Origin of the sequence: Actinoplanes sp. TFC3 (assembly GCF_001553785.1) — a bacterium.
Taxonomy (GTDB): Bacteria; Actinomycetota; Actinomycetes; order Mycobacteriales; family Micromonosporaceae; genus Actinoplanes.
Genome location: NZ_LOJP01000003.1, coordinates 1 through 25,192 on the forward strand (window position 1 = coordinate 1; position 25,192 = coordinate 25,192).

The 25,192-nt window shown below is 66.4% G+C and carries 20 protein-coding genes and 1 pseudogene; 10 read left to right on the forward strand and 11 right to left on the reverse strand.

What is annotated here, in order from left to right; all coding sequences use genetic code 11:
• Positions 1–709: 709 nt before the first annotated feature.
• Positions 710–1,306, reverse strand: a complete 597-nt coding sequence (locus TFC3_RS32930; RefSeq protein WP_067509992.1) for a TetR/AcrR family transcriptional regulator — start codon at positions 1,304–1,306, stop codon at positions 710–712.
• A gap of 175 nt (positions 1,307–1,481) precedes the next feature.
• Here TFC3_RS32930 and TFC3_RS32935 point away from each other — a divergent pair, with 175 nt between their 5' ends.
• Together TFC3_RS32935 and TFC3_RS32940 are read left to right on the forward strand one after the other, a co-directional pair.
• On the forward strand, positions 1,482–1,670 hold the full coding sequence (locus TFC3_RS32935) for a hypothetical protein (RefSeq protein ID WP_067509994.1): 189 nt from the start codon (positions 1,482–1,484) through the stop codon (positions 1,668–1,670).
• Between the two features lie 28 nt (positions 1,671–1,698).
• Positions 1,699–2,844, forward strand: a complete 1,146-nt coding sequence (locus TFC3_RS32940; RefSeq protein ID WP_067509995.1) for an NAD(P)/FAD-dependent oxidoreductase — start codon at positions 1,699–1,701, stop codon at positions 2,842–2,844.
• Positions 2,845–3,562: 718 nt separating this feature from the next.
• On the opposite strand, the gene TFC3_RS32945 is transcribed toward TFC3_RS32940, so the two are convergent.
• The 6 genes and pseudogenes from TFC3_RS32945 to TFC3_RS32965 all read right to left on the reverse strand — a co-directional run bounded on the left by TFC3_RS32945 (position 3,563) and on the right by TFC3_RS32965 (position 7,726).
• Positions 3,563–4,435, reverse strand: coding sequence for a hypothetical protein (locus TFC3_RS32945; RefSeq protein WP_067509999.1), 873 nt, complete (start codon positions 4,433–4,435; stop codon positions 3,563–3,565).
• A 355-nt stretch (positions 4,436–4,790) separates the two neighbouring features.
• Positions 4,791–5,525: a tyrosine-type recombinase/integrase gene (locus tag TFC3_RS32950; RefSeq protein WP_201787302.1), complete on the reverse strand. Its 735-nt coding sequence runs from the start codon at positions 5,523–5,525 to the stop codon at positions 4,791–4,793.
• A 162-nt stretch (positions 5,526–5,687) separates the two neighbouring features.
• Positions 5,688–6,074 (reverse strand): hypothetical protein, encoded by a 387-nt coding sequence (locus tag TFC3_RS32955; protein ID WP_067510001.1) that lies wholly within the window; start codon positions 6,072–6,074, stop codon positions 5,688–5,690.
• Positions 6,075–6,076: 2 nt separating this feature from the next.
• Positions 6,077–7,066, reverse strand: a complete 990-nt coding sequence (locus tag TFC3_RS32960; protein WP_067510003.1) for a WXG100 family type VII secretion target — start codon at positions 7,064–7,066, stop codon at positions 6,077–6,079.
• Positions 7,063–7,338 (reverse strand): annotated as a pseudogene (locus TFC3_RS36560) (type VII secretion target); the annotation flags it as partial. The gene TFC3_RS32960 and the pseudogene TFC3_RS36560, both read right to left, overlap by 4 nt.
• A 181-nt stretch (positions 7,339–7,519) precedes the next feature.
• Positions 7,520–7,726 carry a YbaB/EbfC family nucleoid-associated protein gene (locus tag TFC3_RS32965; protein ID WP_067510005.1) on the reverse strand — a complete coding sequence of 69 codons (207 nt, stop codon included), beginning with the start codon at positions 7,724–7,726 and terminating at the stop codon, positions 7,520–7,522.
• A 571-nt stretch (positions 7,727–8,297) separates the two neighbouring features.
• Between TFC3_RS32965 and TFC3_RS40120 the strand changes: the two genes are divergently transcribed.
• From TFC3_RS40120 to TFC3_RS32975, 3 genes are all read left to right on the forward strand, one after another.
• Positions 8,298–8,426: a hypothetical protein gene (locus TFC3_RS40120; RefSeq protein ID WP_255363819.1), complete on the forward strand. Its 129-nt coding sequence runs from the start codon at positions 8,298–8,300 to the stop codon at positions 8,424–8,426.
• Positions 8,427–8,589: 163 nt separating this feature from the next.
• Positions 8,590–9,258 carry a DDE-type integrase/transposase/recombinase gene (locus TFC3_RS32970; RefSeq protein WP_067510007.1) on the forward strand — a complete coding sequence of 223 codons (669 nt, stop codon included), beginning with the start codon at positions 8,590–8,592 and terminating at the stop codon, positions 9,256–9,258.
• Positions 9,259–9,521: 263 nt separating this feature from the next.
• Complete coding sequence (locus TFC3_RS32975; RefSeq protein WP_067510009.1) at positions 9,522–10,604, forward strand: IS110 family transposase; 1,083 nt, start codon at positions 9,522–9,524, stop codon at positions 10,602–10,604.
• 1,176 nt (positions 10,605–11,780) lie between these two features.
• On the opposite strand, the gene TFC3_RS32980 is transcribed toward TFC3_RS32975, so the two are convergent.
• A complete protein-coding gene (locus tag TFC3_RS32980) occupies positions 11,781–14,399 on the reverse strand; it encodes an AAA family ATPase (RefSeq protein WP_082772711.1) in 2,619 nt (872 codons plus the stop codon).
• 45 nt (positions 14,400–14,444) lie between these two features.
• Entirely contained in the window at positions 14,445–14,741 is a 297-nt protein-coding gene (locus tag TFC3_RS32985; RefSeq protein ID WP_067510013.1) for a hypothetical protein, read from the reverse strand.
• A gap of 105 nt (positions 14,742–14,846) precedes the next feature.
• On the opposite strand from TFC3_RS32985, the gene TFC3_RS32990 reads away from it, so the two are divergent.
• The gene (locus TFC3_RS32990; RefSeq protein ID WP_201787303.1) at positions 14,847–15,386 is read left to right on the forward strand and encodes a response regulator transcription factor; all 540 of its coding nucleotides are present in this window, start codon (positions 14,847–14,849) and stop codon (positions 15,384–15,386) included.
• Between the two features lie 16 nt (positions 15,387–15,402).
• Here TFC3_RS32990 and TFC3_RS32995 read toward each other — a convergent pair whose 3' ends face one another.
• Complete coding sequence (locus tag TFC3_RS32995; RefSeq protein ID WP_153040614.1) at positions 15,403–16,365, reverse strand: hypothetical protein; 963 nt, start codon at positions 16,363–16,365, stop codon at positions 15,403–15,405.
• Positions 16,366–16,755: 390 nt separating this feature from the next.
• Here TFC3_RS32995 and TFC3_RS33000 point away from each other — a divergent pair, with 390 nt between their 5' ends.
• The 4 genes from TFC3_RS33000 to TFC3_RS33015 are packed head-to-tail and all read left to right on the forward strand — an operon-like array spanning position 16,756 to position 23,655.
• Complete coding sequence (locus TFC3_RS33000) at positions 16,756–18,351, forward strand: DUF3375 family protein (RefSeq protein ID WP_067510017.1); 1,596 nt, start codon at positions 16,756–16,758, stop codon at positions 18,349–18,351.
• Positions 18,344–19,108, forward strand: coding sequence for a DUF4194 domain-containing protein (locus tag TFC3_RS33005; protein WP_067510020.1), 765 nt, complete (start codon positions 18,344–18,346; stop codon positions 19,106–19,108). The genes TFC3_RS33000 and TFC3_RS33005 overlap by 8 nt, the downstream gene beginning before the upstream one ends.
• Positions 19,101–22,478: an ATP-binding protein gene (locus tag TFC3_RS33010; RefSeq protein ID WP_067510022.1), complete on the forward strand. Its 3,378-nt coding sequence runs from the start codon at positions 19,101–19,103 to the stop codon at positions 22,476–22,478. Before TFC3_RS33005 ends, TFC3_RS33010 begins: the two co-directional genes overlap by 8 nt.
• A complete protein-coding gene (locus TFC3_RS33015; protein WP_067510024.1) occupies positions 22,465–23,655 on the forward strand; it encodes a Wadjet anti-phage system protein JetD domain-containing protein in 1,191 nt (396 codons plus the stop codon). Before TFC3_RS33010 ends, TFC3_RS33015 begins: the two co-directional genes overlap by 14 nt.
• 313 nt (positions 23,656–23,968) lie before the next feature.
• On the opposite strand, the gene TFC3_RS33020 is transcribed toward TFC3_RS33015, so the two are convergent.
• Complete coding sequence (locus TFC3_RS33020; protein WP_067510026.1) at positions 23,969–25,090, reverse strand: hypothetical protein; 1,122 nt, start codon at positions 25,088–25,090, stop codon at positions 23,969–23,971.
• Between the last annotated feature and the right edge of the window lie 102 nt (positions 25,091–25,192).

The window sequence follows — 25,192 nt, forward strand, 5'->3', positions numbered from 1 at the left end:
TGTCCTCGGCCGCCTCCCCCCCCGGGGGGGTGAGGACGGTCGGTTCTCACCGCGTGCGGCCCGTGTCCATGGACCGTCCCCCCCGTCGGGCCCCGCCGATGAAGCCATCGGCGGGCAGGCCGGCGACGTGCCGGATCGCCGGGTGGAAGCGGGTCTGCAGGCCTACCGCGCCGCGCACGCCGGCCCGGTCGAACCCTCCGTCGACGAAATGCAGGAGTTCAGTTGCTCCGGGTCATCCGATCCGTAACCCGCTTACCGGGCGCCCGGAAGGGGTTCTGGACATCACCTCCCTATCCACCGACGCGAACCCGCTGCTGCGCCCCGATGGTCGAGCACGCCGTCCGAAATATCGAGAACGGGCTCCACAATCGACGGATGTACGACTCATGTCGGCGTATCAACAGGCGGCACCCCACACCAGGGCCTGATCTGCGCCGCGGCGTGTAGCCACCGTCGGTGGAGTGAGTGGATCGCGGCCGGCAACACCAGCCGCCGGGATCAAGACCACAAGCCAAGCTCGACATAGTCGCAAGGGCCGCCTGGTGCGCGAGCGTGGAGAAGGGCGGCAGACCAAAGACCAGCCCCCGGAAGACTGCCCGGTCGCAGATGTGGATCTTAGTTACAGCGCCAATGCTGCGACCCCCGGCTTCGACCTGCGGGCAGCAGACCAGCATGGCGGCGGAGGCTGGCGCTCACCCGACAGTAAGCCTCAGCGCTCGGACTGCGGCGCGTTGGGTGGTGTCCAACCGTACTTGAGGATGTTGAAGATTGTTTCGATCGCGGCCGGGTGGTCTGCCGTGTCCTGGATGAGGGCAGGGATCTCGAGAACGAATCGGGCCAGCGCCCGGCAGGCCAGGTCGTTGCGGTCGGCGCCGATCTCGTCGGCGATGACCGCGCTCAGGGTGTCGGTGTGCCGGGTCCACATACGCTCGGCGTAGGCGCGTAGCACCGGCGTTGACTTGACCAACTCGTTGAATTCTGCGACTTGAGGATGTGCTACCACGGTTCCGTAGGACTCAAGGACATGGCGGCGCAGCGCCTCGACGATGCCCTCGCCCTCGTTACGTTGCCGCACCGCGGTGATCAGGTGCGCCTCGTTGGCCTGGTCCTGATCGAAGACGAGCGCTTCCTTGCCGGTGAAGTGCTTGAACAGGGTTGTGATGGATACGTCGGCTGCATCGGCGATGTCACGGAGGCTCACCTGGTCGTAGCCGTGCTCCAGAAAGAGGCGCAGCGCCGCGTCCGCGATGGCCTGCCGGGTCGCGGCCTTCTTGCGCTCCCGGCGGCCCACGGGTGCCTGTGTCATGACTTGACTATAGCGAGCAGCGGTGTCATCGAACACTAAGTTGAACGATTGCACTTTTTTAAGGGTTCTGCTTTGCTGAGGGGGCAGGACGGGAAGCCGTTCCTCGCTATGTTGAGGAGGTGCGCCTTGAGCAGCGGATACGCTCCGGTGGACGTGGCTGGGTGTTGCCGGGATCGTGCTCGCGACCCGCACTGCCACCTATCTTGATGGCGTCGCGACCGGGCTCAGGCTCATGTTCCTCGCCGCCCTCGCTGCCTGCGTGGCCGCTCCGATAGCCGCCTTGTTCATCAAGGAAGTCCCGCTGCGCGGCGCGGTCCAGAGCAATTCGACCATCGTCGAACTGTTTGCTGCGCTCTCCACATGACCATCGCAACGACACGAAGGACACGACCATGACCTCACCCGCACCCACCGCAGCCAGAATCAGCATCATTGGCGCCGGGCCCGGCGGGCTCACCTGCGCGCGGATCTTGCAGCGGCACGGCATCGCCGTCACAGTTTTCGACCGCGATCCCGACCGCGCCGCCCGCGATCAGGGCGGCGCCCTCGACCTGCACGCCGACAACGGGCAGATCGCGCTGCGCGAGGCCGGCCTGCTCGAAGACTTCTTCCGGCTGTCACGCCCAGAGGGCCAAGAAACACGCTTCCTGGACACCGCTGGCGAGATGCGCGCACACCTGATTCCGGACGAGGGCGACTTGTTCAAACCGGAGATCGACCGCGGCCAGCTACGCGACCTCCTGCTCGACTCCCTGCTTCCGGGCACCGTCCAGTGGGGCCGCGCCTTGACGACCGTCAGCGGACCCGCAGACGGGCCGCGCACCTTGCACTTCGCGGATGGCACCACCACTGAAACCGATCTGGTCGTCGGCGCCGACGGCGCGTTCTCCCGCGTGCGCCAGACAATCTCACCGGCCGTTCCGCAATACACCGGCGTCAGTTTTACCGAGGCCTGGTTCCACGACGTGGAAAACCAGCACACCGACCTGTCCGCTCTGGTAGGGCAGGGTAGCGCCGCCAGCGCCGACGGCCAGCGCGGACTTTGGGCTCAGCGCAACAGCGGCGGCCACATCCGCGTCTACATCATCCGCAAGGTCCCCGTCGACTGGATCACCGCTGCGGGACTGCGTCCGGACGACACGGCAGGCATCCGGGAACACCTGCTCAGGGAGTACGGAGCCTGGTCACCTGGCATGCGACAAATGATTGCCGACAACGACGGCCTTTACGTCGACCGCCCGATCTTCGCGCTGCCCGTCCCGCACACCTGGGACCATGATCCCACCGTGACGCTGCTCGGCGACGCAGCCCACCTGATGCCGCCGCTTGGCGTCGGCGTCAACCTCGCGATACTCGATGCCAGTGAGCTCGCCCTTGCCCTCGCTGGCTGCGCCACCGTCGAAGAGGCCGTGCACGCCTACGAAGCCACCATGCTGCCTCGTTCCACCGAAACAGCGAAAATGCTCGAAGGTCGCGCAGAAGACCTGCTCTCCGACGAATTGCCGCCCGACTTCGGCGGCGACGACACCCAGCCGTAACCCTTCAACAACGGCGTCAGGCAACGCACCCGCAACGCCAGGGTCTGCGCACGAACGCTGTTCTCGTCCCGGCACACCGGGCTGAGATCCGGCGGGACGGGCACCGTGAGTAAGAACATCGAACGCTGCGAGTCCACGGAAGAAGATCGAGGGTGACGGCCGCGGCGGTCGCCTGGGCAGGCCGCCGCGGCGATGGCCGGCCAGACCAAGACCCGCGGGCTGAAGCTGACCGGCCCGAACGGGCTGTTGAACTTCTTCAACAAGCATGTCCTCGAGACCGCGCTGAAGGAAGAAATAGCCGAGCACTTGGCCACGAGAAGAGCCAGGCCGTTCCGGAACGCGGTTCGATCACCTTCCGGAACGGCAGCCGGGGCGCAAAAGCGGCCGGGCTCGGGGCCAGCCGGCGCATCGCCGACGACCAGGAGGTGGCTGAGGCGAGCGACCAGGCCGGCTGGGTGGCCGACACTTTCGCGGCCCTGGCGCGGTAAGCGGAACCAGGCCAACACACAGTGCCGGCATGCTGGACCGGCGTGGTACGGCATCCTTCTGGCAGCCAGCGCCATGGGCGCCCTAGCGGCGCTGGCATCGCACAGGTCTCCGGCAACTTCCGTATCGCGCCAGCGGGGGCACAGAAATCGGTGTGTTCTAACGAGGGAAGATACAAGGCTGTGCGGATCGCCCTACCTGCGCGCTTCCGAGCCGGCGCATCAGAAGCTCCTCAGCTACCCGGCTGACGGGCTGCGGCGCCCGGATCGGTGCTCTGCTCAAGGGCTGTCCACCACTCCTCCAGCTCATCGACCCGGCTTTGGAGTGCGGCGTTCGCCGCCCGGGCCGTCGCCAGTTCCTCGGTCAGCGCACCGATCGGCCCGGAGGCGGTCAGGGCGTCGAGCCAGCCCGCAACCAGCCGATCCTCAGCGGCGACCCGGCGGAGCGCGGAGGCGACCACCTCCGGTGACAACTCAGCCACGAACTCTCTCGGGAGCGTGAGCAGGCGAGCGACCTCGCCGAGGCTCCGCGCGGCGCTCATCTGGCGCCGAAGGCGCTCGGCGGACGGCACCGCCGGTTCGGTCGTTGTCGCAGCCGCGATCGGCTTGCCGGGAGAAGAAGCGGGCTTCGACACAGGCGCGGGCGTAGGTGCCGGCTCCGGGTCAGGCTCGGCCTCTGACGGGAGTTCGGGAAGGTCGTCCCCCACCCAGGCGTAGGCCAGAGTGTCGCCCTTCTGCCGTCGGACGACATTTGGCCACTTGGGCAGAACCGCCAGCGCGCGGGGCCCGTGCCGGGCCCAGGTCTCGTTCCGGAGGCCGAGCTCGACCAGACGCTCCCGGATCTCTCGCACCTTCAGCGGAACCGACGACTCGGCCAACAGGTGGAGAACCACTGCGAGGGGCTCTTGGGCGAAGACGGCGTGGAACAGCCGGGAGTCGGACAGAGCCAGGAAACGCAGCGAACCCCTCGTCGCGACGTGAACGCCGGCGCCCCGTGGAACAAGCTCTTCCTCACCGGTGTCATCCCACTTGACCTGATAGTTTGTCCCATCATCCGCGAGGATCGAACCGGCTCGGGTACGGCGTACGCCGAATGAATCGGACATGCGGACAAGACCCTGATCTGCGCTCACGAATGCGACTGTAATGGTTATCGTCGCGGCCGGGGCGCCGGCCGGAGCCAGCCCATCCTGGCCAGGCTCATCGGCCGTGTGCGCCCAGCGCCGGCTTGGCGGAACACTCTAAGAGGAGGTGGGGGCGCTTGCCGGCCGCCCGTACGGACAGATCGGTGCGCTTGTCACTCGGTTCGAGGTCGAGCGTGAACGTGTGCCCGTCCCGGGGCTTCCTGAACGCGCTGCTGGCGCGGATGGGCATGCAGACCCGCCAGGACGCCCAGCATCGAGAGGCAGTACGAAACGTTCAGCGCTGGACGCGTAGACCCCCAGCCGGCGGCCGGACCTGTTAGACGCGTTCCCCGATGCCGAGTCGCGCGTGGACTTGCTGGGCTCGTTCCGCGGCCGCGCTTGCACCATAACGGCGCGGCATCTCTTCCGAGGACCACCCCATCAGCAGCATCGGGTCGCCAGTGTCACCGCCGGCCAGCTTCCAGTCATGGGCGAAGCTGTGCCGCCAGCGCTGTGCGTGGACATGCTCGACCCCCGCTCTGTCCCCCAGTTCCCGGAGCCAGATCTTGATGCCGTTCGGCCTCAGCGGCCGGGCGCCCTCCACGGCGATCCACAACTGGTCGATGCCAATCAAGCCCGGGCGTCGGCCGCGGGCACGCACATACCGGCGCAGAGCACCTGCAGTCTTGGCCCCGAACCGCACCTGGCGTTGTTTGCCGCCCTTACCCGTCAGGACGACCGAGTCGGTATCCAGATCGACGTCAGGCACCAGGAGATCGCCGATCTCAGCCAGACGACCCCCGGTGTTATAGAACATCCGGACCAGCGCCTGATCGCGCAGCCGCACGAAGCCGCGCCCCTCACAGACCTCGAGAATGCGTCGCGTCTCCTCATCGCTGAGGACCTCAACAAGCTTGTGCACCGCTGCCGGCCGGGGCACCTGATCCATCGGCGACCGCTCAACTTCACCCTCGATGACAAGCCAGCGAAAACCTGCTGCAACGCCTCGTACTTGTTCAACCCGGCCCCCCGCCGAGCACTCCTCGATCACCGCCGCTTGAAACGCCGTCACCTGCCTGCTGTCCCACCAGGCTCGGATCGCAAGCGCCGCCTACCTCCGGCATCCGCTCGCCCAGATACTCGGCCAACCGCGAAGCAGCGAGCACATAGTTGTACCGAACGGCTGATCAAGTACGTCACATGTCATATCGTCACTCCGTTCGAACGGGCGACATCAGAACGCCAGATCCTCGGCGTAGTCGGTAAGGGCGATCAGCCGGTCCTCCTCGACGGACGGCATCGCGTAGTGCCGCCTTCTGATAGTGGCAAGGAGATCCGGCGGCAGAGCGACGTGGTGCCGACGTACGTAATACGACAAATCTTGACGCCAGAGCCAACCGCCGTCCGTCAGGATCGACGATCCGCTGAGGATCTCCTGCTCGGGATCGAGCACGTCACGCTGGATATCCATCATGTCGATGAGCACGTAGCCGTTGTCGAGGTACTGCGTCACCAGGTCGGCATCCTCGAGCGGCTCCGGCCCGATGTGGTCGGCGATGCTCTGCGGCGGTTCCGGGTGACGGGTCTGGCCGAGTTCGACGAACATTCCAGCGGTGCGCACGGTCAGCTCCCTGTATTCCGGGGCCAGAAGGTAACCCATTTACCTTCGGGGAGATCGGGTCGGTTAGCGATTCTTGGAACGTACTTACCATCACCGCGTGTGGGTACCCCAACCGCCTGCGTCGGGGCTACTTCAGGTGCGCCAAGAGAGTCGGCTACCTGCTGGCCGGCCGGTACCAGGCCCGGGACGTCCGGATCGGCATCGACCCGGCCGGTGTGGCAGGAGATGAGGCGCACCGGCTGCCCAGGAACGTAGGTGGGGTTGTCACGTACGGCCTGCGTGATCTGCTCCGGGTTCGTGTAGTTGTGCGGGTACTTGCCGCCGTCCTCGCCAACCACACCGGGCCGGAAGGTGCCGTTAGGCTCGCCATGCACTACTACGTCGTGGACACCCGGCTCCGGCTGGACGTGGCCGAGGGTGGCGAGTTCCTCGATGGCGTACGAAATCAGTCGCGACACCACCGTGGTGATCGCGTCGCGCACCATGATTCGTACCGTGCCGACGAGCATGCCGGCGCCTTCGGTGATCAGCGCCATCGTCTCGGACGCCTGGCTGAGCGCTTGGAGATCCGTGGCCCGTCGCGTGGCGTGCGCCCGGTACGCCTCGCCGGCAACGCCCTCCCATCCGGCCGTGTCCCAGCGGGCCGACTGCGACAACGTGTCGGCCTCACCGGCCAGGCGGTTAGCGATGTTCCGCCAGGTCTGCGCCTGAGCCGTGATCTGGCTCGGATCGCCGGCCAGCCAGTCCAGCGCCTCGGAGAGTGGTTTGACGTGCTCGATGATCCACGCGACGCCATACTGCAGCAGCGCGCCGACCGGGTCGGAGACGAACGCCAGCGCGTCCAACGCACCACCGGCGACGCCGAGCGCGCCATCGACCCACGACCCGCTCTGCACGGCCTGGTAGATCTGCTGAATGTCCTCTACCGGAGCGATACCGGCAGCTGCTCCGGGTCCCGCGCTGGACGGAGCCGCCACCAGCGGGTTGGTCATCGCAACCGCCCACCGCGGGCGACGGCATCGGCCGCGTTCAGGTCGAGGGAATCGTATTGCTCGGCAGTCGTGCGCAGCTTCTGCGCGGTGTCACGCAAGTCGTCAGCGCTGTCCGCGATCCCCTGAATGAGCGTGTCCTGCAAAACACCCAGCAAGGGCGAAAGGAAGCTGCAGATCTTGCCGTACGCATCAGCACCGGCCCGTACGGAATGACCAGCGTCGCCGGCCTCTTTGACGCCGTCCGCGATTGCGCGGTCAGGTCCTGCGTGAACACGGAGAACTGATCGTTCATGCTGGGCCGTCCGCCTCGTAGCCCTTCAGGACGGCCTTGCCCGCCTCCGACTCCGCCCCGATCGTGCCGGCGACGGCCTCCTGCACCTTCCCACCCAGCGCCGCCCTGGCCGCCGCAACGGTGGCAAGAATCTCCCGCGCCGTCCGCGCCGCCGACTGCTGTCAAATGCCATCGTCAAGCCATAGACCGGTAACCTCGCCCGACTGGCCGACCGTCACCTCGACGAGTCCGTCCCGGCTGCGCGCCGAGGCAGTCATGCCTTCCATCCGGGTGGCAAGCTCCCGGGCCTGCGCCGCACGACGTTCGAAGCCCGCTTGCCAATCGTCGATGGTCTGATCAGCGTCGTCCCAGCTGATCCGGTCGAACATGCGGCCTCCCGTCATCGCCCATCGAAGTCGATGACCGAGCATAGTGAGCCCGCTCCATCCCGGAAGACCGGTGGACCTGGCAACTCCAGACCATCGATGCAAGCCCGCGAGGGGAACCTTTTCGCCCGCCGGGCGGTGACGGCGGAGGCGCGGCTCGCCAGGTCGCTCGACCGGCTTCAAGCCTTCAACAGAGCATCATCCCGTCCGGGAAGGACTGGCGCGAGCACCGGACGCGCCGCGGGCAGACGGCCTCCGGGCGGGCTGGTCCGCCAACCGGGCTTGTCGTCGCTGACCAGCTTGGCCATCCATCCCTCATGCTGGATGCAGATGATGTGCTCGCACCGCTCGACGAACCTGTCGTCGGTCTCCTCGTCGTGGGGTTTTCGAGAGGTAGTCGCCTACCCAACCACGCGGTAACCCGTATTTCTGCAGGTCACCGACCACATTTTATCGGGCTGACTGTGTCCTGGCTCAGCACATCGGAATAGGGTGTCGCGTCATCGGAATGGGTATGTCTCGGGTCATCGGCATGGCGCCGTAGCTGCCCGGCCGGCTGGTTGCAGAGGGCGGCGTGTCCACCCGTCGACTCGTCATCACCGCTGTCCTGGCCGGCGCATCGCAGGCCGAAACCGCCCGCACCTACGGCGTCTCCCAGGGCTGGATCAGCCGGCTCATAGTCTCGCTACGCCGCCGAGGGTGAGGCCGCGTTCGAGCCTCGCTCCCGCGCCCCGAACACCCGGCCCGGCGCCACCGCAGCCGCCACGGTCGAACGGGTCCTCGCCCTGCGTAAACAGCTCAGCGAGGCGGGCCTGAACACCGGCGCGGACACCATCGGCTGGCACCTGCAGCACCACCACGACACCGTGCTGTCACGGGCCACCATCAACCGGATCCTCGTCCGCGCCGGGCAGGTCACCCCCGAGCCATCGAAGCGGCCGAAAAGCTCCTACATCCGCTTCCAAGCCGAACAGCCCAACGAGACCTGGCAGTCCGACGTCACCCACCACCGGCTCCCCCGCCCCGACGGCCGCCCCGGCCCCGACACCGACGACGTCACCCACCACCGGCTCCCCCGCCCCGACGGCCGCCCCGGCCCCGACACCGACATCATCACCTGGCTCGACGACCACTCCCGCTACGCCCTGCACCTCAGCGCCCACGCCCGGATCACCGCAGCCATCGTGCACGCCACCTTCCAACATGCCGCCCACCTGCACGGATATCCCGCCTCAACCCTGACGGACAACGGCATGGTCTACACCGTGCGGTTCTCCGGCGGCCCCGGCGGCAGAACAGCACGGGAAGCCGAACTACGCCAACAGGGCATCAAACAGAAGAACTCCCGCCCGAATCACCCGACCACCTACGGCAAAGTCGAACGCATCCAGCAAACGATGACAAAATGGCTGCGCGCCCAACCCCACCAGCCGGCCACGATCAGCCAACGGCAAGCCCTGATCGACACGTTCACCGACGAGTACAACCATTGTGAGTCTTGGGGTGGCCGGTCTGGGACTGGCTGGCAGGGTTGATGTCGGCCGCGTCGCTTCGGGTTGTGACTCTTACAATCATTCGCCCCTAACGGGTGCGTTCCGGTGGTCTTGTCCAACTTCGGAGCGGGCGGCCGACGCTGACCCGGCTCCACCTCGGTGACTTGATCAGAAGACTGCCCGTCCCCGCCGCACAGCGGATCGTGGCTCGTCACAGTGCTGTCCCGAAGTGACTTCCATCCAGGCCGGCGCCGGCCGCATCGGCGGCCAGATCTTCCCCCGCCTCTGGAAGGAAGCACCCCACCATGACTATCGTCGCGCATGCCTACCCGTTCGTCATCGGTGTGGACACTCACGCCCGTTCTCACACCCTCGCCGTTGTGGTCGCGGCCACCGGCGAACTGATCGCCACCGAGCAGTTCCCTGCCACGCAGGCCGGCATGAAACGGGCCGTCACCTGCGCAGCGCGCCGCACCGGCGGAGACCCCGACACCTTATGGGTGATCGAAGGCATCGGCACCTACGGCGCTCACCTGGCCGCAGCGGCGAAACGCGCAGGCTACGAAGTCGTCGAGGCAGCCCGGATGGACGCCCGAGCCCACCGCGGCACCGGCAAGTCAGATCCGCTGGACGCCCGCAGGATCGCCACCGCCGTGCTGCCCCTGCAACTCGAACAGCTGCGCCGTCCCCGACGCGACGACGGCACCCGCGCAGCGCTGCGGACCCTCGTCACCGCCCGCGAGCACATGACAAGCGAACGCACCGCCACCGTCAACGCGCTCACCGCACTGCTGCGCGCAGCCGCCCTGGGCATCGACGCCCGCAAGCCGCTAACCGCCAAACACATCAGCGAGGCCGCCCAGTGGCGCGCAAGGGCCAAGGACCTTGCCACGCACACGGCTCGCGCCGAAGCGGTCCGGCTGGCCAAACGGGTGGTCGACCTCAACGAGGAACTCTCGGCCAACCAGACGCAGATGCTCACACTCGTTCGCGACAGCAAGGCCGCTGAACTGCTCGACAAGACCGGCATCGGCCCGATCACCGTTGCGGTTGTCTACGCCGCTTGGTCACATGCCGGTCGCCTGCGTTCCGAGGCCGCATTCGCCGCCCTGGCCGGAGTCAATCCCATCCCCGCCTCGTCAGGAAACACCACCCGCCACCGGCTCAACCGCGGCGGCGATCGACGACTCAACCGGGCCCTGCACATGGCCGTCATCACCCGCATGACTCATGACCCCGACACCCGGGCCTACGTCGAACGACGCCAAGCGCAAGGACGAACCACCAAAGAAATCCGACGCTGCCTCAAGCGCTACCTCGCCCGCCAGCTCTATCGAACCCTCGAAAGACTCCACACCGAGCCCGACACTTCCCCACAAGCCACTTGACAGACATAGAAGAGTCCACCGACCGCACCGATCTCTCACGCACCGCGCCACCCCGGCCGCCGCCTATCACGCCCGACCGAAAGCCACCCCCGGCCCCCACACCAGCACCAGCCACGACCGGGTCCGCAAAGACAAGATCAGCAAAGCCGGCACCGTCACGCTGCGCGTCGCCGGCCGGCTGCGCCACATCGGCATCGGTAAAACCTACGCCGGAACCTACGTCCTGCTACTCGTCCAGGACCTCGACGTCCGCGTCCTCGACGCCGCCACCGGCGAATTCCTGCGCGAGCTCACCATCGACCCCGACCGCGACTACCAGCCCACCGGCCGGCCACCCGGCCCCACCCGCACAAACAAAACGCCCAGACCTACAACTTCGTAGGTCCGGGCGTTTCCGATGTCTTGAGACATCACACTGTCGGGCTGACAAGATTTGAACCTGCGACCCCTTGACCCCCAGCATTCAGAGGGCCCAGCGACGTGCTAACGAACGTTTTACCAGGTCACCGGAAGGTATACTCGGCCGAGTAAAGGTGTCTAGCGCGACAGCCTTCCACTCACCACACGCAAGCTCCTGAACTGCAGCTTTGCCGTCATCGTGCCACCAGCAGCCTCCTGTTAGCAATCCTCAACCATTCTCTTCACTCGCACGGTCGGACCGCGGACAAGCCACGCACATGATGCGACACGTTCGAAGGGGCGGGCGCTTCTCGGAGGCAGGCAGGCGACATTTCGTTAGCCGACAGGCCGAGTCGAGCAGGTAAGCTCGAACAATTTCACTTCACCGCCGTTTTGAATTGCGTCACCAACGGCTGCCATCCGGCTTTGCCGCTACGACGAAGTCTTCAGGATAGCTATCGGGAGAAGACGGGATTACTGCTCGGGCGTGCTGTCGCATGGCGTAATGGCGTAATGGCGTAATGGCGTCGAATTTCATCCGACTTTGGTCGCGTCTGACTGAGTGTGGTGAAGATGCCGCCGCAAATCGGTGGCGTCGTGCCTGCCGTAAGGGTGTGGGCGGGACTCCGGGCAGTGAGCACGTCGCCCACGAGGCCGCCGCGCTCGCCGCCGCCAGCGCCTTGAACTCCCGCTGATTCGCGGGAGCCGCGGCGCTGAGGTCGGAGGCGGCCATATCACTGGGCGTTACAACCACCGGCCGGGTTCGTGAGTTCCTGGTCACCCGGCGGACGGCTGGCCGGCAAGCGATTCCTGAAGGTCGGCAATCGCTGGCATCAGGTGCGCGCGTTCCAGGTCTTCAGCCATTGTGTTGAGCAAAAAGATCATCAGCCGGGTAAGGGTTGGCGCCGGTTCGGCGTGCCGATGGCGGGCGCGGTCGAAGTCGTCTAGCGCTGGCTTTAGCGATCTGTTTGGTGTGTCCAGCGCCTGGGCGCATCGTGCGATTCCTGCCAGGGTCCAAGCAGCGAAGTCCCGGTCGTTGAGTATGGTGCGGAGGCTCGCCTGGTCGACGAGTTCGCCGAACACCTTCCGGGCCGCAGCCGGCCCTTGACCACGACGGAGGGCGACACCTTGGAGGGCCAGGACGATCAGTGCGTCCGTGCCGCTGTACCGCCGCGCCATAGTGGCCTCTCGAGCGGCGCGGTCGAAGCGGCCTTCGTGCATCCAGATAACACTGAGCGTCGAGCGGGCCTGGAGGGCCGTCACGGGGTCGTGCACGGGAAGGGCCAGCGCCACCGCATTGCGTGCGTGCCGCATCGCCTCGCCGTGGTCGCCGCGAGCTAGCGACAGGTCCGCCTGCACGTCCAGGTAGGCCGCCGCGAGCGGTCCAGCTTGATCGATCTGGTCGCGGACGCCTTCGAGTAGCGTTTCAGCCTCCCGGAAACGCTCGGTCTCGACGTGCAGCCGCGTCAGGCGGAGCTCGATCGGCACCCGGCGGTCAGGATGCGGCCCGGCTGCGTCTAACGCCTGGGTCAGGTATTCCCGCGCGAGTGTAAATTGGCCGTCGCGTCGTCGGCACCGGGCCATTCCGGCGAGGGTTCCGGCGGATACTGTTGGGTCGTCCGGTGCCAGCTTGCTGGCCTTCTTGAAGTCAGTGGACGCGTGCTCCACGTACCCTTGGGCCCACTCTAGACCAGCGAGATTGACGAGAATTTTGGCTCGCCAGGCTGGTTTGTCGTTGCCGGTCAATTCGAGCGCCTTGCGGTAGAAGTCCGCAGCCGGCTCGAAGTGACCGCTGGCGTGGTGTAAGTACCCGAGCGCATTGTAGTTGGCTGGCCGGTCGGTTGCCTCAATCCGCTCCGCGATCAGCCGCCGTTGTTGTCGGAACAGCATGCTGGGACCGCTTTGTGCGACTTCGGCGTCTATCTCCTCGATCGAACGAAGGGCGGAGTCCGCGCGTTCTGCGCGCAGCCACGTATCGACCTCTGCTAGGTACGACTGCGGGTCGGCCCAGTCTCCGTGGCGGTCGGACTGTCGTCGTGTCCGAAGAAGCCAGCCGGCGCTGATCAGCAGCCGCCGGTCGGCCTCGATGCTCTGTTTGTCGGTCTTCTTTTGCCAGCGCAGCATCCGGTGCGCCTCAGCTGGTGCCAGGAAGAAGAGCCGCTGCTCGCGATCGGTGTGGATCGCGTGGCGGCTCAGATCGATCAGCATGTCGCGGACTGTCTCCGAATCCAGGTGGTCGTCCTGCGGGCGGAGTTCATTGACTAGGGCTGCGACCGCCATTGCATCGACCGGGGTGGCGAACGCGGCGACGGCCCGGAACACCTGCCGCCGGTCTGATCGAAACGCTGCGGTCATCCGATCCCGCAAGCGGTCGCCGACTCCATCCACACCAGTCCGGGCCGCCCAGCTATGTACCTCGCCAGCCAGGGCGTGCGGTGTGGTGTTTTTATCTGACTCGAGGACCGCATCGAATAGCTGGGCGAGCCGTGGTCGGCCGCCGAGATCGTTGCGAACCTCGTCGAGCCTGCTGTCGTCGAGTGAGGACAGCAGTTTTTCGCTGCCGCCCGCGCTCCGTTCTACGACCTTTCGGAAATAGTCGAGCGGGAGGCCATCTACCGCGATCCGGCAAACTGAGCCGGACCACGTCCGGCCGTACGCCTCCTTCAGTTCTACCTCGGAGATCAGCAGGATCTTGACGCCATGCCGGGGGCCGGTGGCGATTAAATTCAGGGCCTCGTCGAGGGCAAGGTCGATCACAGTATGCTCGTCATCGAGCAGGTGCTCGGCCGAGTCCAACACGATGACCAGCCGCTTCTTCGGCCTGCCTCGCAGAGCGGCCTCCAGTTGCCCGAGCGGCGAGTTGTCCAGCGGTGGGTCCAGGACATCGGCCGCCCCGTCCCCGCTCAGGGCGTGTACCAAGGTATCCACGGTTGGAGAGAAGGCAGGGGTTGCGAGATACCACCGACGGTCGATTTTCGTGTCGGCCAGCACCCGTTGGACAAGTTCGGTCTTGCCGACGCCGGCGGGACCGTGCACCACAATCAGGCGCGACCGCGGGTTGGCCAGCGCCCAGCGGAGGCGAAGGCGGTGGCGTCGACGGTCCACGAAATGCCCGATGACCTGCCGGGTCTGCTCTGCGACCCTGGAGGAGGTGCCGGTCATCCGGCCGTCTTGGTGGAGCTGGGCCAGTGCCACCCGCAGGGCGGCGATTCCGACCAGCAAAGAAAAGACGCTGGCGAACTTGTCACTGCGGTCGATTGTTCGCAGCAGCCAGTTGTCTTGATCGTCGCTGAGCAGGACCCACAACCGCGGCACGTCACCGAATAGCAGGACCGCGCCGAAGGCGAGCGAGCCGATGGCCACCCAAAGTGATCGAGATCTAACCTGCCGTGCCATGGTCTCATCATGCGGGCCCGGGCTGTGGAGCGGAACGCCTCTACTTCAAGCAGAGTTTCCCAGTGCACCGGCCCTAAGCGCGGCCATGACCACGCGGACGTCCAGCAACGAGGGCGCAGACAAGGGATACCGCAGGATCGCGACCTCGTCGAAAACCCGCCGATCGCGTTCCTCGGCGACTAGACGGTCCCACTCCGTACGGCGCCGAGCGACGGCCACGATGGCGTCTCGCTCCGCTGGCGCTACCCGAATGCGGAGCATTAATGCCTGCCGGACTACCTCGCGGTCTTCTTCGGTGATCGGGACGAACGAACCGAGTCCGAGGTCATTGTCGAGGACCATGCTCCGACGCTAGAGCTGCAGAGCCGAGCAGGACCACGACATGAATCCGGCGACATCATGCCGCGCCTCCGCCAGTACCGCGCCATGCTCCCTACTCTCGTCGCCATGGATCTCGCGGTGATCGATCCCCTGCCGATGTATCGGCATGGTGTCGTCGCCGTGCTGTCTACGGCCGGATACCAGGTGGAGACGCCCGCGGATCCGCTCGGCTGGGCGCGGCAGGGACGGCCAGGCTTGGTGCTGCTTACGCTGGCGACAGCGGCGGACTGGGACTTGCTCAACCAACTACGGGAGGACGCACCGAGGCGGCGCGTCATCGTAGTGCTTAGCGGCGATGAGTCGGCCGGACCTGGTGCACGCGCAGTGCGGGCAGGGGCACAGTCGGTACTGCCGCGGCAGGTAACGGCAAAAGCCCTCCTGCGAACCGTTGAGGCGACGATCGACGGGCAGTCAGTCCTACCCACCGCAGTGGCGCTCGTTCTCGCGGGACGGGACGCCGATCCCGTGATCACGACCGACCAGATGGCGTGGCTGCACCACCTCGCCGCCGGCATGACGGTCGCCGAACTGGCCCGGCGGGCCGGCTACTCCGAGCGGGCAATGTTCCGCCTCTTGCAGAGCCTGTATCGACAGCTTGGTGCCTGAAGCCGAATAGAGGCGATCATCCGCGCCCAAGAACAAGGCTGGTTGCATCCCGCGTGAGCGTGGGCAGCCGCATGCCAGCAAACGCCGGCATGCTGCTGCCCACGCGCTGCGGCGAGAACGTCACCTGAATGACGAGAGCGAGGCGGAGTTCAGTCACTATGCCAGCGTCGAAACTTCCACTGCGCAGGTGGTCGATCAGCACGGATTTCCAGCACTTCAGCGAGCTGATGACTGCGTTACGCCGAAGCGCAAAACGATTGCGGACTTCGGCAGCCCATGGTGACGCGACATCGGAGGCGTGTCGCCGGCTTGGATTACGAACCGCTGACCGGTGACGACGGCGGGTGTTGCAGATCCGGCTGAGCGTCGAACGGTCCCAGGTCGGGCACCAGCTCGTGAGCGGACGCGAGATCGCGGATTTTGCCACGTACGGCTGTCCGCTTCGGAGCCCTTCGATGGCATTCAGCGCCAGCATTGAACTCCACCCCAGCGCGAGTAGCTGGTCGGGGTCAGGGTCGAGCTCCGGGGCAAGCCGTAGGGCCGGTGGTTGATCTTCGCCCCGCCACTCGATGTATGTTGCCAGCGTCGCCAGACTCACGTGCACCGCTCCGGTGAGCTGGCGGTACAAGCCGTAAATGCTCTTGGTTCCGCCGTCGAACCGGTCGGCGACCGCTTCTATCTTGAGTTGCGGCTCACCGACGGGATGATTGAGATCCGCCTGCAGCTTCTGCGGAATGACGACGCCGCCATCGCGCATGCTCCGGACGACGTTGCGGTGCAGCCGGCTCATTGACCCGATCAGGGCATCTTCGCCCTCGTAGGTATGAACCACCCATTGGGCGGCCAGGGCGTGCTCGAGCGCCACACGGATGTTCGCGCGAGCGGCGTAAGCCAGATTCTGCTCGTACAGGCTCAGGGCTGCCACGACCTGCGCCATCGTATGCGCAACAACTGGATAGGTGGCGTTGAATTTCCTCACGGAGTCTGAGTCGACCACGAACGCGGGTGCCGTACGCCAGTGGTTGAGGCAAGCATGCGCTGCCGCTAGGTGGAGCGCACCCAGACGCTCCAGTTCTTGGTCGTCGTTGACGGAAGTCCTCGGTCAAGGGTGCCCGTCAGGCGCCTGGTCGGTCCACGAAATAAGGCAGCAGTCGAGGCGCACACCGGCGGGGCGCCACCTGGCGGTGAACAGCGGATGGGCAGTCGCCGAGCGAAAGGAAGAGCCGTCGGTTCCGTCGCCCCGCGTGTTCAGCGCGTGCACGCACGTGGGACTCGACCGTGGATTCGCCGGACCGGATCGTCCTATCGGTGGGCATCGTAATGTCGTACCCCTGCCCTACAGTGCGTGAAGTGACCGCTACAGCTGTCGATGGCCGTCGTGTCCTGCTCGCGGCGCCTGTTCGAGGGGGTGGAAGCACTGGCGAGCCAGAGCGCCGAGCAGCTGCTTCATGAGTTCCGCAGCAACGCGACCGCTGATGTGACCATGTCGTTGCTGCGGTCATCGGACGCGCTGCTTCATCTCGCGCTGATGGCTGCGCATCTCGGCGAGGGCCAGATCGTCGACGGGCAGTCGCTCGCGGCGGACATGAATGCGGATCTTCCGGCGCTGCTGCGCAGCGTCACACCCTCTCGGGACCCTGATGACGCCGAGGTACCGACCCTGGAAGCGGAATACCTGCTGACAAAGTGGACCAAGCGTGGCTGGGTGCATCGCAGCATCGACCCGGCCTCCCGCATCGAGCGGTACCAGCTGACGTCGGGCGCCAGCCAGGCCGTGCGGCAGATGCGGGCCCTTCACCGGCACAGCTCCGTGGCCACAGAGTCCGCGCTGGCCATGGTCATGGGTGACATACGCCAGATCGCGACCGAGGCCAACCCGGATCCGGTGGTTCGCCGACGTGCGTTGAAAGAGCAGATTGCGGCGCTGCGGGAGCAGCTCGACGCGCTGGACCGCGGCGAGGTCCTGGTGGTCAATCAACGCGAGCTGGTGGACAAGGTCGCCGCGGTCGCGCAGCTGATCGACCGCATCCCGGCGGACATCGGCCGGTACGGCGAGCGCATGCACGCCAACACCGCGACGCTGTTGCGGCAGAGTCTCACCGATGATCCCGCCGAGTTCGCCGGGACGTTGCAGCAGATGTTCGACGGCCATGACGTGATCGCCGAGTCGCCGGACGGTCTGGCGTTTCGGGCCTTCGCCACCGTCATCGCCACACCGTCGCAACGCTCGCAGCTCGAGTCCGACATCACCGAGATCACCGAACGGGTCACGGGCCTGCCCGCTCATCTGCGCGACGCGCTCACCGGTTTCATCGAGGCGATGTGGCGGCGGGTGCAGGAGGTCGAAGGCGTCCGGGCGGTGGCGTTTCGCCGGATCAGCAACTTCGTCCGAGGCGGAGACGCCGCCCATTACCGCAGCATGCGCACCAAGGTCAGCGAGGCCCAGGCCGCTGCGGCGGAGGCATTTCAGCGGACCCATGGCGGCCGTGACATCGGCTTCGTGGTCCCGATGAGTGGCGTCAACGCCCGGTCGGTGGGCCGGCTACGGCTCCATCCTGGTACACCGCTGCTGGCGGACCCGGTTGTCGATTCCAGCGACGAGTTCGACATCGACCCCACGGCGCTGGCCGGCCGTGAGGCGATCGATTGGGCGGCGTTACGCGCGGCGGCGCACGCGGCGATGGACGCGCACAGCGGGGTCGCCACCCTGCATGAGGTTCTACAATTCCTGCCTCAGCCGCGGACCGGCGACATCATCGGCCTGTGGTCGCTGGCCACGCGGTTCGGCGATGTGGACCCTGACGCCCGTGAGTTGGTGCTGGCGCACACCGGCCTCGGTCTGCGCGAGCTCAACGTCCCGTACCTGGTGTTCGGCGAGCCGATTCCTGATCTGTCGCCGCACCTGTCACGCCGGCGTGTGTTGTCTGCCCAGCCAGCGCTGGGGGAAGGGATCGGCGATGCCTGATCGTTCACAGCCCCGCTTCGACGAGGTCTTCGGCGCCGGGCTGTTCCCCGAACCGGAACCTGCCAGTCCACCTCCGTTGGACGCCGCAGCGGTATTCGATGACGCGCCTGGCGAGGCGGTGGGCGTGCACGTGGACAGCGGTGAACGGCCGACCCGATTCGACGGCGACACCAGCGAGCTGCCTGCAGAGGCGTGCTGGGCGCTGCAGGAACTGGTCGCCGCCCCGCACCTGAGCGACCGCAACAAGCACCACTGGCCCGTGGTGCTGCAGTACGAAGGCCAACTGCGCAGCAGGCTGTCCGAGCTGGGCCTGATCTTGGAGGTCAACCGGGAATACCGGTACGCCTTCACCCGGCAGGCGGAGGATCCAAGCCCTCGAAGCCGGACGATTTTGCGCTCGCGCACGCTGAGTCTCGCGGCGAGCGCGCTGGCCCTCTATCTCTATCAGCAGTATGTGCTCGCGCCGGATGAGCCTGTGGTTGAGACCGCGGACATGATCGATCACATGCTGGCCTACAAACGCACCGACGACACCGACGAGGCCGGCTTCGTCAAGAAGGTCCGGACCGCGATCAACGCTCTCGACGAGGCGGCCATCATCAAACCGATCAAGGGAACCAGCCGCTACCTCATCTACGGTGTGATCACCTCGATCCTTAACGCGCAGCAGGTGCATGCCCTGCATGAGCGCTACACCGCGATCGCCCGCGGGGAGGCGCCGGCCGGTGCGGAGGACAGCGAGGCCGCTGATGCGTAACACCGCGAGTTCCCGGACGGTGTTCCTGGGGCAGTTCCGGCTCATCCGGCTGCAAGTCGTCAACTGGGGCACGTTCTGCGGCTACAAGGACCTACCGATCGACGAGCGTGGTGTGCTGCTCACCGGTCCGTCGGGCTCGGGCAAGTCGTCGCTGATGGACGCCCACTCGATCGCACTGCTGCCGACCCACGATCAGCGGTTCAACGCCTCAGCCGACCTGACCGCCCGCGGCGCCAAGCAGAGCACCCGCAGCGTGGCCGACTACGTTCGCGGCGCGTGGTCGCAGACCAGCGACGAGAACGACATGTCGCAGGTGCAGTACCTGCGCGGCGGGAAACCGACCTGGTCGGCGGTCGCCGCCACCTATGACAACGGGCTCGGCGCCGTGACGACCGCCGTGGTGGTGCGCTGGTTCTCAGGGGTGGAGAACGACGGCTCCGCTCTCAAGCCGATGTACCAACTGCACGACGGGCACTTCGACATCGGCGTGCTATGCGAGTGGGCGGACCGGGAGTTCAACACGAAGTGGCTCAAGGACGCATACCCGGCGCATTACCCGCCCAGCCAGACCTCGTACATGAACGCGCTGGCGCAGCGCGTCGGCCTCGGTGGGTCGCAGACCGGTCTGGCCCTGCTCGGCAAGGCCAAAGCAATGAAGAACGTGGGCGATTTGAATCTGTTCATCCGCGAGAACATGCTGGATGAGCCGGACACGTTCGCCGCCGCGCAACGGGTGGTGGACGCCTTCACCCCGCTGAACGAGGCATACGAGACCGCGAGCCGGGCTCACGCGCAGGCGCAGATCCTGCGCGAGGTACCCGCGAACTGGACGCTGTTTCACGAGTCCGGGACCATCAGCGAACGCGCCGGCCACCTGCTGGGCACCCCCGCCGATCACTATCTGCGGGGCGTGCATCTGCATTTGCTCGACGCGGAGCTCGAGCGTCTCGACCAGGTCATTGCTGGCCTCGACCAGCAGCTCTCGGAGCAGGAAGGCGAACAGGGCCGCAGGTACGAGGCGTTTCGGTCCCTTGATGATCAATACCGGCAGAGCAGCACCGCCTTGCAGAGTTTGCAATCGCAGCTGCAGCTGGCCGGCGTCAAAGCGGCACACCGGCGCGACGCGTACCGCATCTACAGCGAATACGTAACCCGCCTGCAACGCCCCTGCCCCCACGACGACGACTCGTTCACCACGCTCCGCGGCCAGCTCGACGGCATCAAGCACGCCGCCGACGACGAGTTGCAACGTGACGAGCCTGTCCGCACGCGTGCCCTCGGTCTCGCGGTGAAGACCACGGAGTCGCTCGAGGCGAAACAGAAAGAACTGCTCGCCCTGCAGTCGGCCCGTACCCTCATCCCTCCGAACCCCCTTCGCGTACGGGAGGAGGCCGCCGCCGGCACCGGCGTACCGGTCGCGGACCTGGCCTATGCAGCCGAGCTGATCGACATCGCCGACGGGCAGGAACGGTGGCGGCCCGCCGCCGAAAAGGTGCTGCGCAACTTCGGACTGCGACTACTGATTCCGGAAGCCCACAAGGACATCGTCGGCCGGTACATCGACGAGCACAACATGCGCGCCATCGTCGAACACAGCACCGTGACCGCCGTATCGTCACACCAGCCACCGCCAGGACCCCAGACCCTCGCCGGCAAGCTCACCGTCGACCGTGAACACCCCAGCAGCGCATGGTTGTCCGCGCAACTCGTGCGGCAGTTCGATCACGTGTGCGTCGAGACGGCGAGCGACCTGGAAGCCCACCGGCGTGCCGTGACGGTCCGCGGCACGGTCAAGCTGCCCGGCAACCACTACCGCAAGGACGATCGTCTCGAGGTCACCAGCCCGTCGGCGTACATCCTCGGGGCGAACACCGCCGCCAAACGCGCCGCCCTTGAGGTGGAGATCGGCCAGCTCCAGCAGGACGCCAAGCAGGCCAACAGTCATGCGCGGCAGCTTGAGCAGCAGTACCGGCAACTCGACGCGATGATCGAGGCGGCGACCCAGCTCGCCGCCTACACGATGTGGAGCCAAGTGGATCACGCCTCAGCGGCGCGGACAGTCCGCGAGCTGGAGGAACGCATCGCCACGCTGAAAGCCGACAACGTTGACCTGCAACGACTCGACCGTCAGCGTGACGACGCGGAACGCGAATACAAGGCCGCCACCGACATCTGCTCCCGTACCCGGACTGCCATCGAAGATCACGGCAAGACCCAGACCAAGCTGGTCGACATCTACGAGGCCGAGGGCCGCAAACCCCACCTCATCGACGACCCCGACGATCAGGCCTACCTCGACGAGGTCAGAGCGAACTTGGACGTCACGGCAACCGTCGACACGATCAGCAACCTGCGCAGCGCTCTGCGCTCGGAATTGAGTCACCGCCAACAAACCGCGCTCCAGGAGCGCAAGCTGGCCCTGTCCAAGGTTAAGAACGCGATCGACCGGTTCCTTGAACGATGGTCGGACAGCGCGCCGGACACCAGCGGCGACGCCGAACAGTCCGGCGGATCATTCGCCGCCCTCTACGAGGAGATCGCCGAACGCCGCCTCCCGGACGCCATGACCAAGTTCCAGCAGATGATCAGCGAGGACATGGTGCCCTCGATCGGTCTGCTGCAACGCGCTATCGAGAAAGCCACCGACGAAATCCGGCGCCGCATCGACATGGTCAACGCCGGACTGCGCCGCGCCGAGTTTAACCCCGGCACCCACCTGCAGATCGCCTACAAAGCCAACCCGCCGGCTGAGGTCAAGGACTTCCGCAAAGCCGTCGACGACCTGCTCTGTCACGCCCCCGCCGCACGCCGCGACCCGGCTGCCTCAATCGCACAGTTCCGGCGCGTGCGCGAGCTGATGACCCGGTTCACCGCCACCAGCAGCGAAGCACGCCGCTGGCGCACCAACGTCCTGGACGTACGCACCAGCTACACGTTCTACGGACGCGAAGAGAACACCGACGGCGTCACTATCTTCACCTACCACAACACCGCCTCCAACTCCGGCGGTGAACAGGAAAAACTGGTCGCGTTCTGCCTCGCCGCCGGGCTGAGCTATAACCTCGCCGACGACAACTCCGACGGCCGGCCACGGTTCGCGCCGCTCATGCTAGACGAGGCGTTCAGCAAATCCGACGAAACCTACGCCGCGCAGGCCCTCGCCGTGTTCGAGGAGTTCGGCTTCCAAATGATCATCGCGGCGCCGATCCGCATGTCCGGCATCGTCGAACCCTTCATCGGCCAGGCCGTCCTGGTCGAAAAGCGCATCATGCCCGACGGCGCCCACTCCAACGCCGCGTACGCCACCTTCGGTGACCTCGCCGCCCGCCGCGACACCGAACTCGAAGGGGCGGTCCGTGCGGCAGCCTGACGAGATCATCGCCCTGCTGCGACACCGATTCGACAAGGACTATCCCCGCTGGGCCCGCGGCGACGGCACCTGGCCGATGCGCGTGTCACTGCAGCCGCCCACGATCACGCAACGATCCGACGATCCGGTCGCCTGCCACGAGTGGGCGCAGTTGTGGCACCAGTACCGCGGGCCGGGCACCATCCACCACCAGAACATGAAGTTTCCTACCGGCCTGCATTCCATGCCGCATGCCCTGGTCCTCGATGGTCCGGTCGACGCTGCGGCGGCCTGCGCCGAGTCAGCCGACACATGGCGCCGCTGCGGGCAGCGGTTGATCACCTTGCAGAGCCGGTTTCCATCCGCGCGTTTCGACGGGTTGATCCGGCGCATCACCGAGCTCGACCCGCAAGACTTCGACCGTTTGGTCGATGCCGTTGCGTGGCTGGGCGCCAACCCGACCTCCGGCCTACTGCTACGCCAATTACCGATCAAGGGCATCAACACCAAGTGGCTCATGCGTCATGCCCACCTCGTCCTGTCCATGCTCGGCGACGACGACACCGAGCCGGTCCAGGACGACGGCGACGGTCAGCGCAGGCTGCGGCTGCACCGCCGACTCGGCTTACGCATCCCGCCCGACCTCGTCCAGGTGGCCGTACTCGACCCGGAGCTGCGTGCCCAGTTCGCCGGCATGCGGCACTTCGCCGCCGGCATCGACGACCTCAATCTCTGGCCGAACCGGCCCCGCATCGTCGTTCTGCTCGAGAACAAGGAGACCGGCTACGCACTGATCGACGACCTGCCCGATACCGTGGTACTGCACGGCGAGGGCTTCAGCGTCCTGCATTACGCCCGTATCGACTGGGTACGGGCAGCCACCCGGGTCCTGTACTGGGGTGACATCGATGCGGCCGGCCTGCAGTTTGTCAGCGACCTCCGCGGTTACGGCATCTCCGTTAGGACGGTCATGATGAACCGCGAAACCCTCGATATGTTCGCCGACCTCAGCGGTGACGGCGCCGGCCCGCAACGCCGAACTCTGCCGAATCTCGAGGACGAGGAGCAGGACCTGTACTCGCTGCTGGTCGAGTATGCGGACACACATTCTTCCGGAATACTGCTGGAACAGGAGCGCATCCCGTGGACGCACGCGTACCCACTCCTGCTGGGCGAGATTGGTCGGCTCGCCTGCTGACCACCGTCGTTGCTGACGCGATCAGCGACGATGCCGAAGATGTCCAGGCCACACCAATCGTCAGGCCCGTGGACCCCCAGCCGAAGGCGTCCGTCCGGGTATGTGGTGCAAAGGTCCCGTGCCGCCGTCGCGCCGCGGACTTCGCACCCGTTTGCCGCTCGGAATCATCCGTCGGCGCGGGCCGCTTCGAGTTGAGCGCGAGCGAGGCGGGTTCCCCGAGGCAGGTCGGTGGACAGGAACCGCTCGAGACCTTCCGGCGCCCCGCGCGTGTCGTCGGCGGCTCGTGCCGTGATGTCGTCCAGCAGCCGGTGGATCAGAAGCGCGAGTGCGCCGGGGCCGTTGCCGGAGTACCCCCATCCGAGCCCCCATCTCGGGTCCTGCGGTGCCGGGTAGACGGTGCCGTCAGCGGTCCGGATCCAGATCGGGTCGTCGAGCACGAGGTCGGCCAGTGGCGACGTTGTGGGGAGCCACTGGCTGACGGCGATCCGGACGCGGATGCCGTCCTTGGTGGTGATGCGGATGGCGGGGCGTCGGTGGCCGGGTCTACCAGGGTTTCGGCGTTCGGTGGTGCGTCGAGGAACCGGAACGCGGCCGTGCGGGGTGCAGGGGTGAGCCGGGCGATGACTTCGTCGCTGATCGGGTCGCCGGGTACGAGGTCGGCCGGGGCGCCGAAGGGGCAGTCTCGGCCGCCGTCCCAGCGGACCAGCTGCTCCACGCAGGCGTCGGCGAGCACGTCGGCGCGTCCGAGGATTTCCAGCCAGCCCGCTCGACTTACCGTCTCTGGCAGCTCATCGGGGTGGGCTCGGGGCACTGGCATCGGGCGGGCTGCGATCACTATCGTGTCGGCGAAAGTCATGCTCTCGGCCATGTCGATCATCTGGGTGGCGGCCTGGGATTCGCGCCATGTCACCGTACGGAACAGCCTGGAGAGCACCTGCGCGGCCGGGTGATCGCTGTCATAGAGCGCGGCCAGGCGCAGCAGCACGTCGAGGTCCATTCCGGGGTCGACGGCCAGCGCCCGCATGGCTGGCCGGCCGGGCTGCCATGCGTCGATCAGCTGGCGTTGCTGCAGCGGGATCGGCCAGTACGGCAATGGCTGTCCCAACGCGTCGGCTAGTTGGTCCCAGGCGATCTCCGGCGCGTCGGCGACGCCGGGGATGGGTACCTGGTGCAGGGCGGGCCCGCCGACGCCGAAGTGCGGCATGGCCCGCAGGGCAGCGCCGACCTTGAACGCACGCAGCTCCTCCCCCAGCTCGATGTCGGAGATCGGCGGGCCGTCGTAGGTGTTCCACACCAGCGCGATGATCCCGGCGCGGTTTTCCCAGCGCTGCACGGCCAGGCCGTTGACTCGCGTCGTGCCCAGGTATTCGGCCGGCTCATGAGACCAGGCCCGGCCTGATCCGCGATCTGTGGGGACGTCGAAGTCAGCGCTCATGAGGCTCACGATGTCAACGTCACCGGCAGTGGCGGAGGCTTCCGTCGACCTTTGGAGGCGAGCGATAGAAATGCATTGAACTGTTGCATGGGCCGGGAGTTC

What these genes read in the sequence shown, in the direction of transcription:
- TFC3_RS32930 (WP_067509992.1), bottom strand. Translation starts at nt 1,306, where the DNA reads ATGACACAGGCACCCGTGGGCCGCCGGGAGCGCAAGAAGGCCGCGACC.
- TFC3_RS32940 (WP_067509995.1), top strand. Translation starts at nt 1,699, where the DNA reads ATGACCTCACCCGCACCCACCGCAGCCAGAATCAGCATCATTGGCGCC.
- TFC3_RS32945 (WP_067509999.1), bottom strand. Translation starts at nt 4,435, where the DNA reads ATGTCCGATTCATTCGGCGTACGCCGTACCCGAGCCGGTTCGATCCTC.
- TFC3_RS32960 (WP_067510003.1), bottom strand. Translation starts at nt 7,066, where the DNA reads ATGACCAACCCGCTGGTGGCGGCTCCGTCCAGCGCGGGACCCGGAGCA.
- TFC3_RS32965 (WP_067510005.1), bottom strand. Translation starts at nt 7,726, where the DNA reads ATGTTCGACCGGATCAGCTGGGACGACGCTGATCAGACCATCGACGAT.
- TFC3_RS32975 (WP_067510009.1), top strand. Translation starts at nt 9,522, where the DNA reads ATGACTATCGTCGCGCATGCCTACCCGTTCGTCATCGGTGTGGACACT.
- TFC3_RS32980 (WP_082772711.1), bottom strand. Translation starts at nt 14,399, where the DNA reads ATGGCACGGCAGGTTAGATCTCGATCACTTTGGGTGGCCATCGGCTCG.
- TFC3_RS32985 (WP_067510013.1), bottom strand. Translation starts at nt 14,741, where the DNA reads ATGGTCCTCGACAATGACCTCGGACTCGGTTCGTTCGTCCCGATCACC.
- TFC3_RS32990 (WP_201787303.1), top strand. Translation starts at nt 14,847, where the DNA reads ATGGATCTCGCGGTGATCGATCCCCTGCCGATGTATCGGCATGGTGTC.
- TFC3_RS33000 (WP_067510017.1), top strand. Translation starts at nt 16,756, where the DNA reads ATGGCCGTCGTGTCCTGCTCGCGGCGCCTGTTCGAGGGGGTGGAAGCA.
- TFC3_RS33005 (WP_067510020.1), top strand. Translation starts at nt 18,344, where the DNA reads ATGCCTGATCGTTCACAGCCCCGCTTCGACGAGGTCTTCGGCGCCGGG.
- TFC3_RS33010 (WP_067510022.1), top strand. Translation starts at nt 19,101, where the DNA reads ATGCGTAACACCGCGAGTTCCCGGACGGTGTTCCTGGGGCAGTTCCGG.
- TFC3_RS33020 (WP_067510026.1), bottom strand. Translation starts at nt 25,090, where the DNA reads ATGAGCGCTGACTTCGACGTCCCCACAGATCGCGGATCAGGCCGGGCC.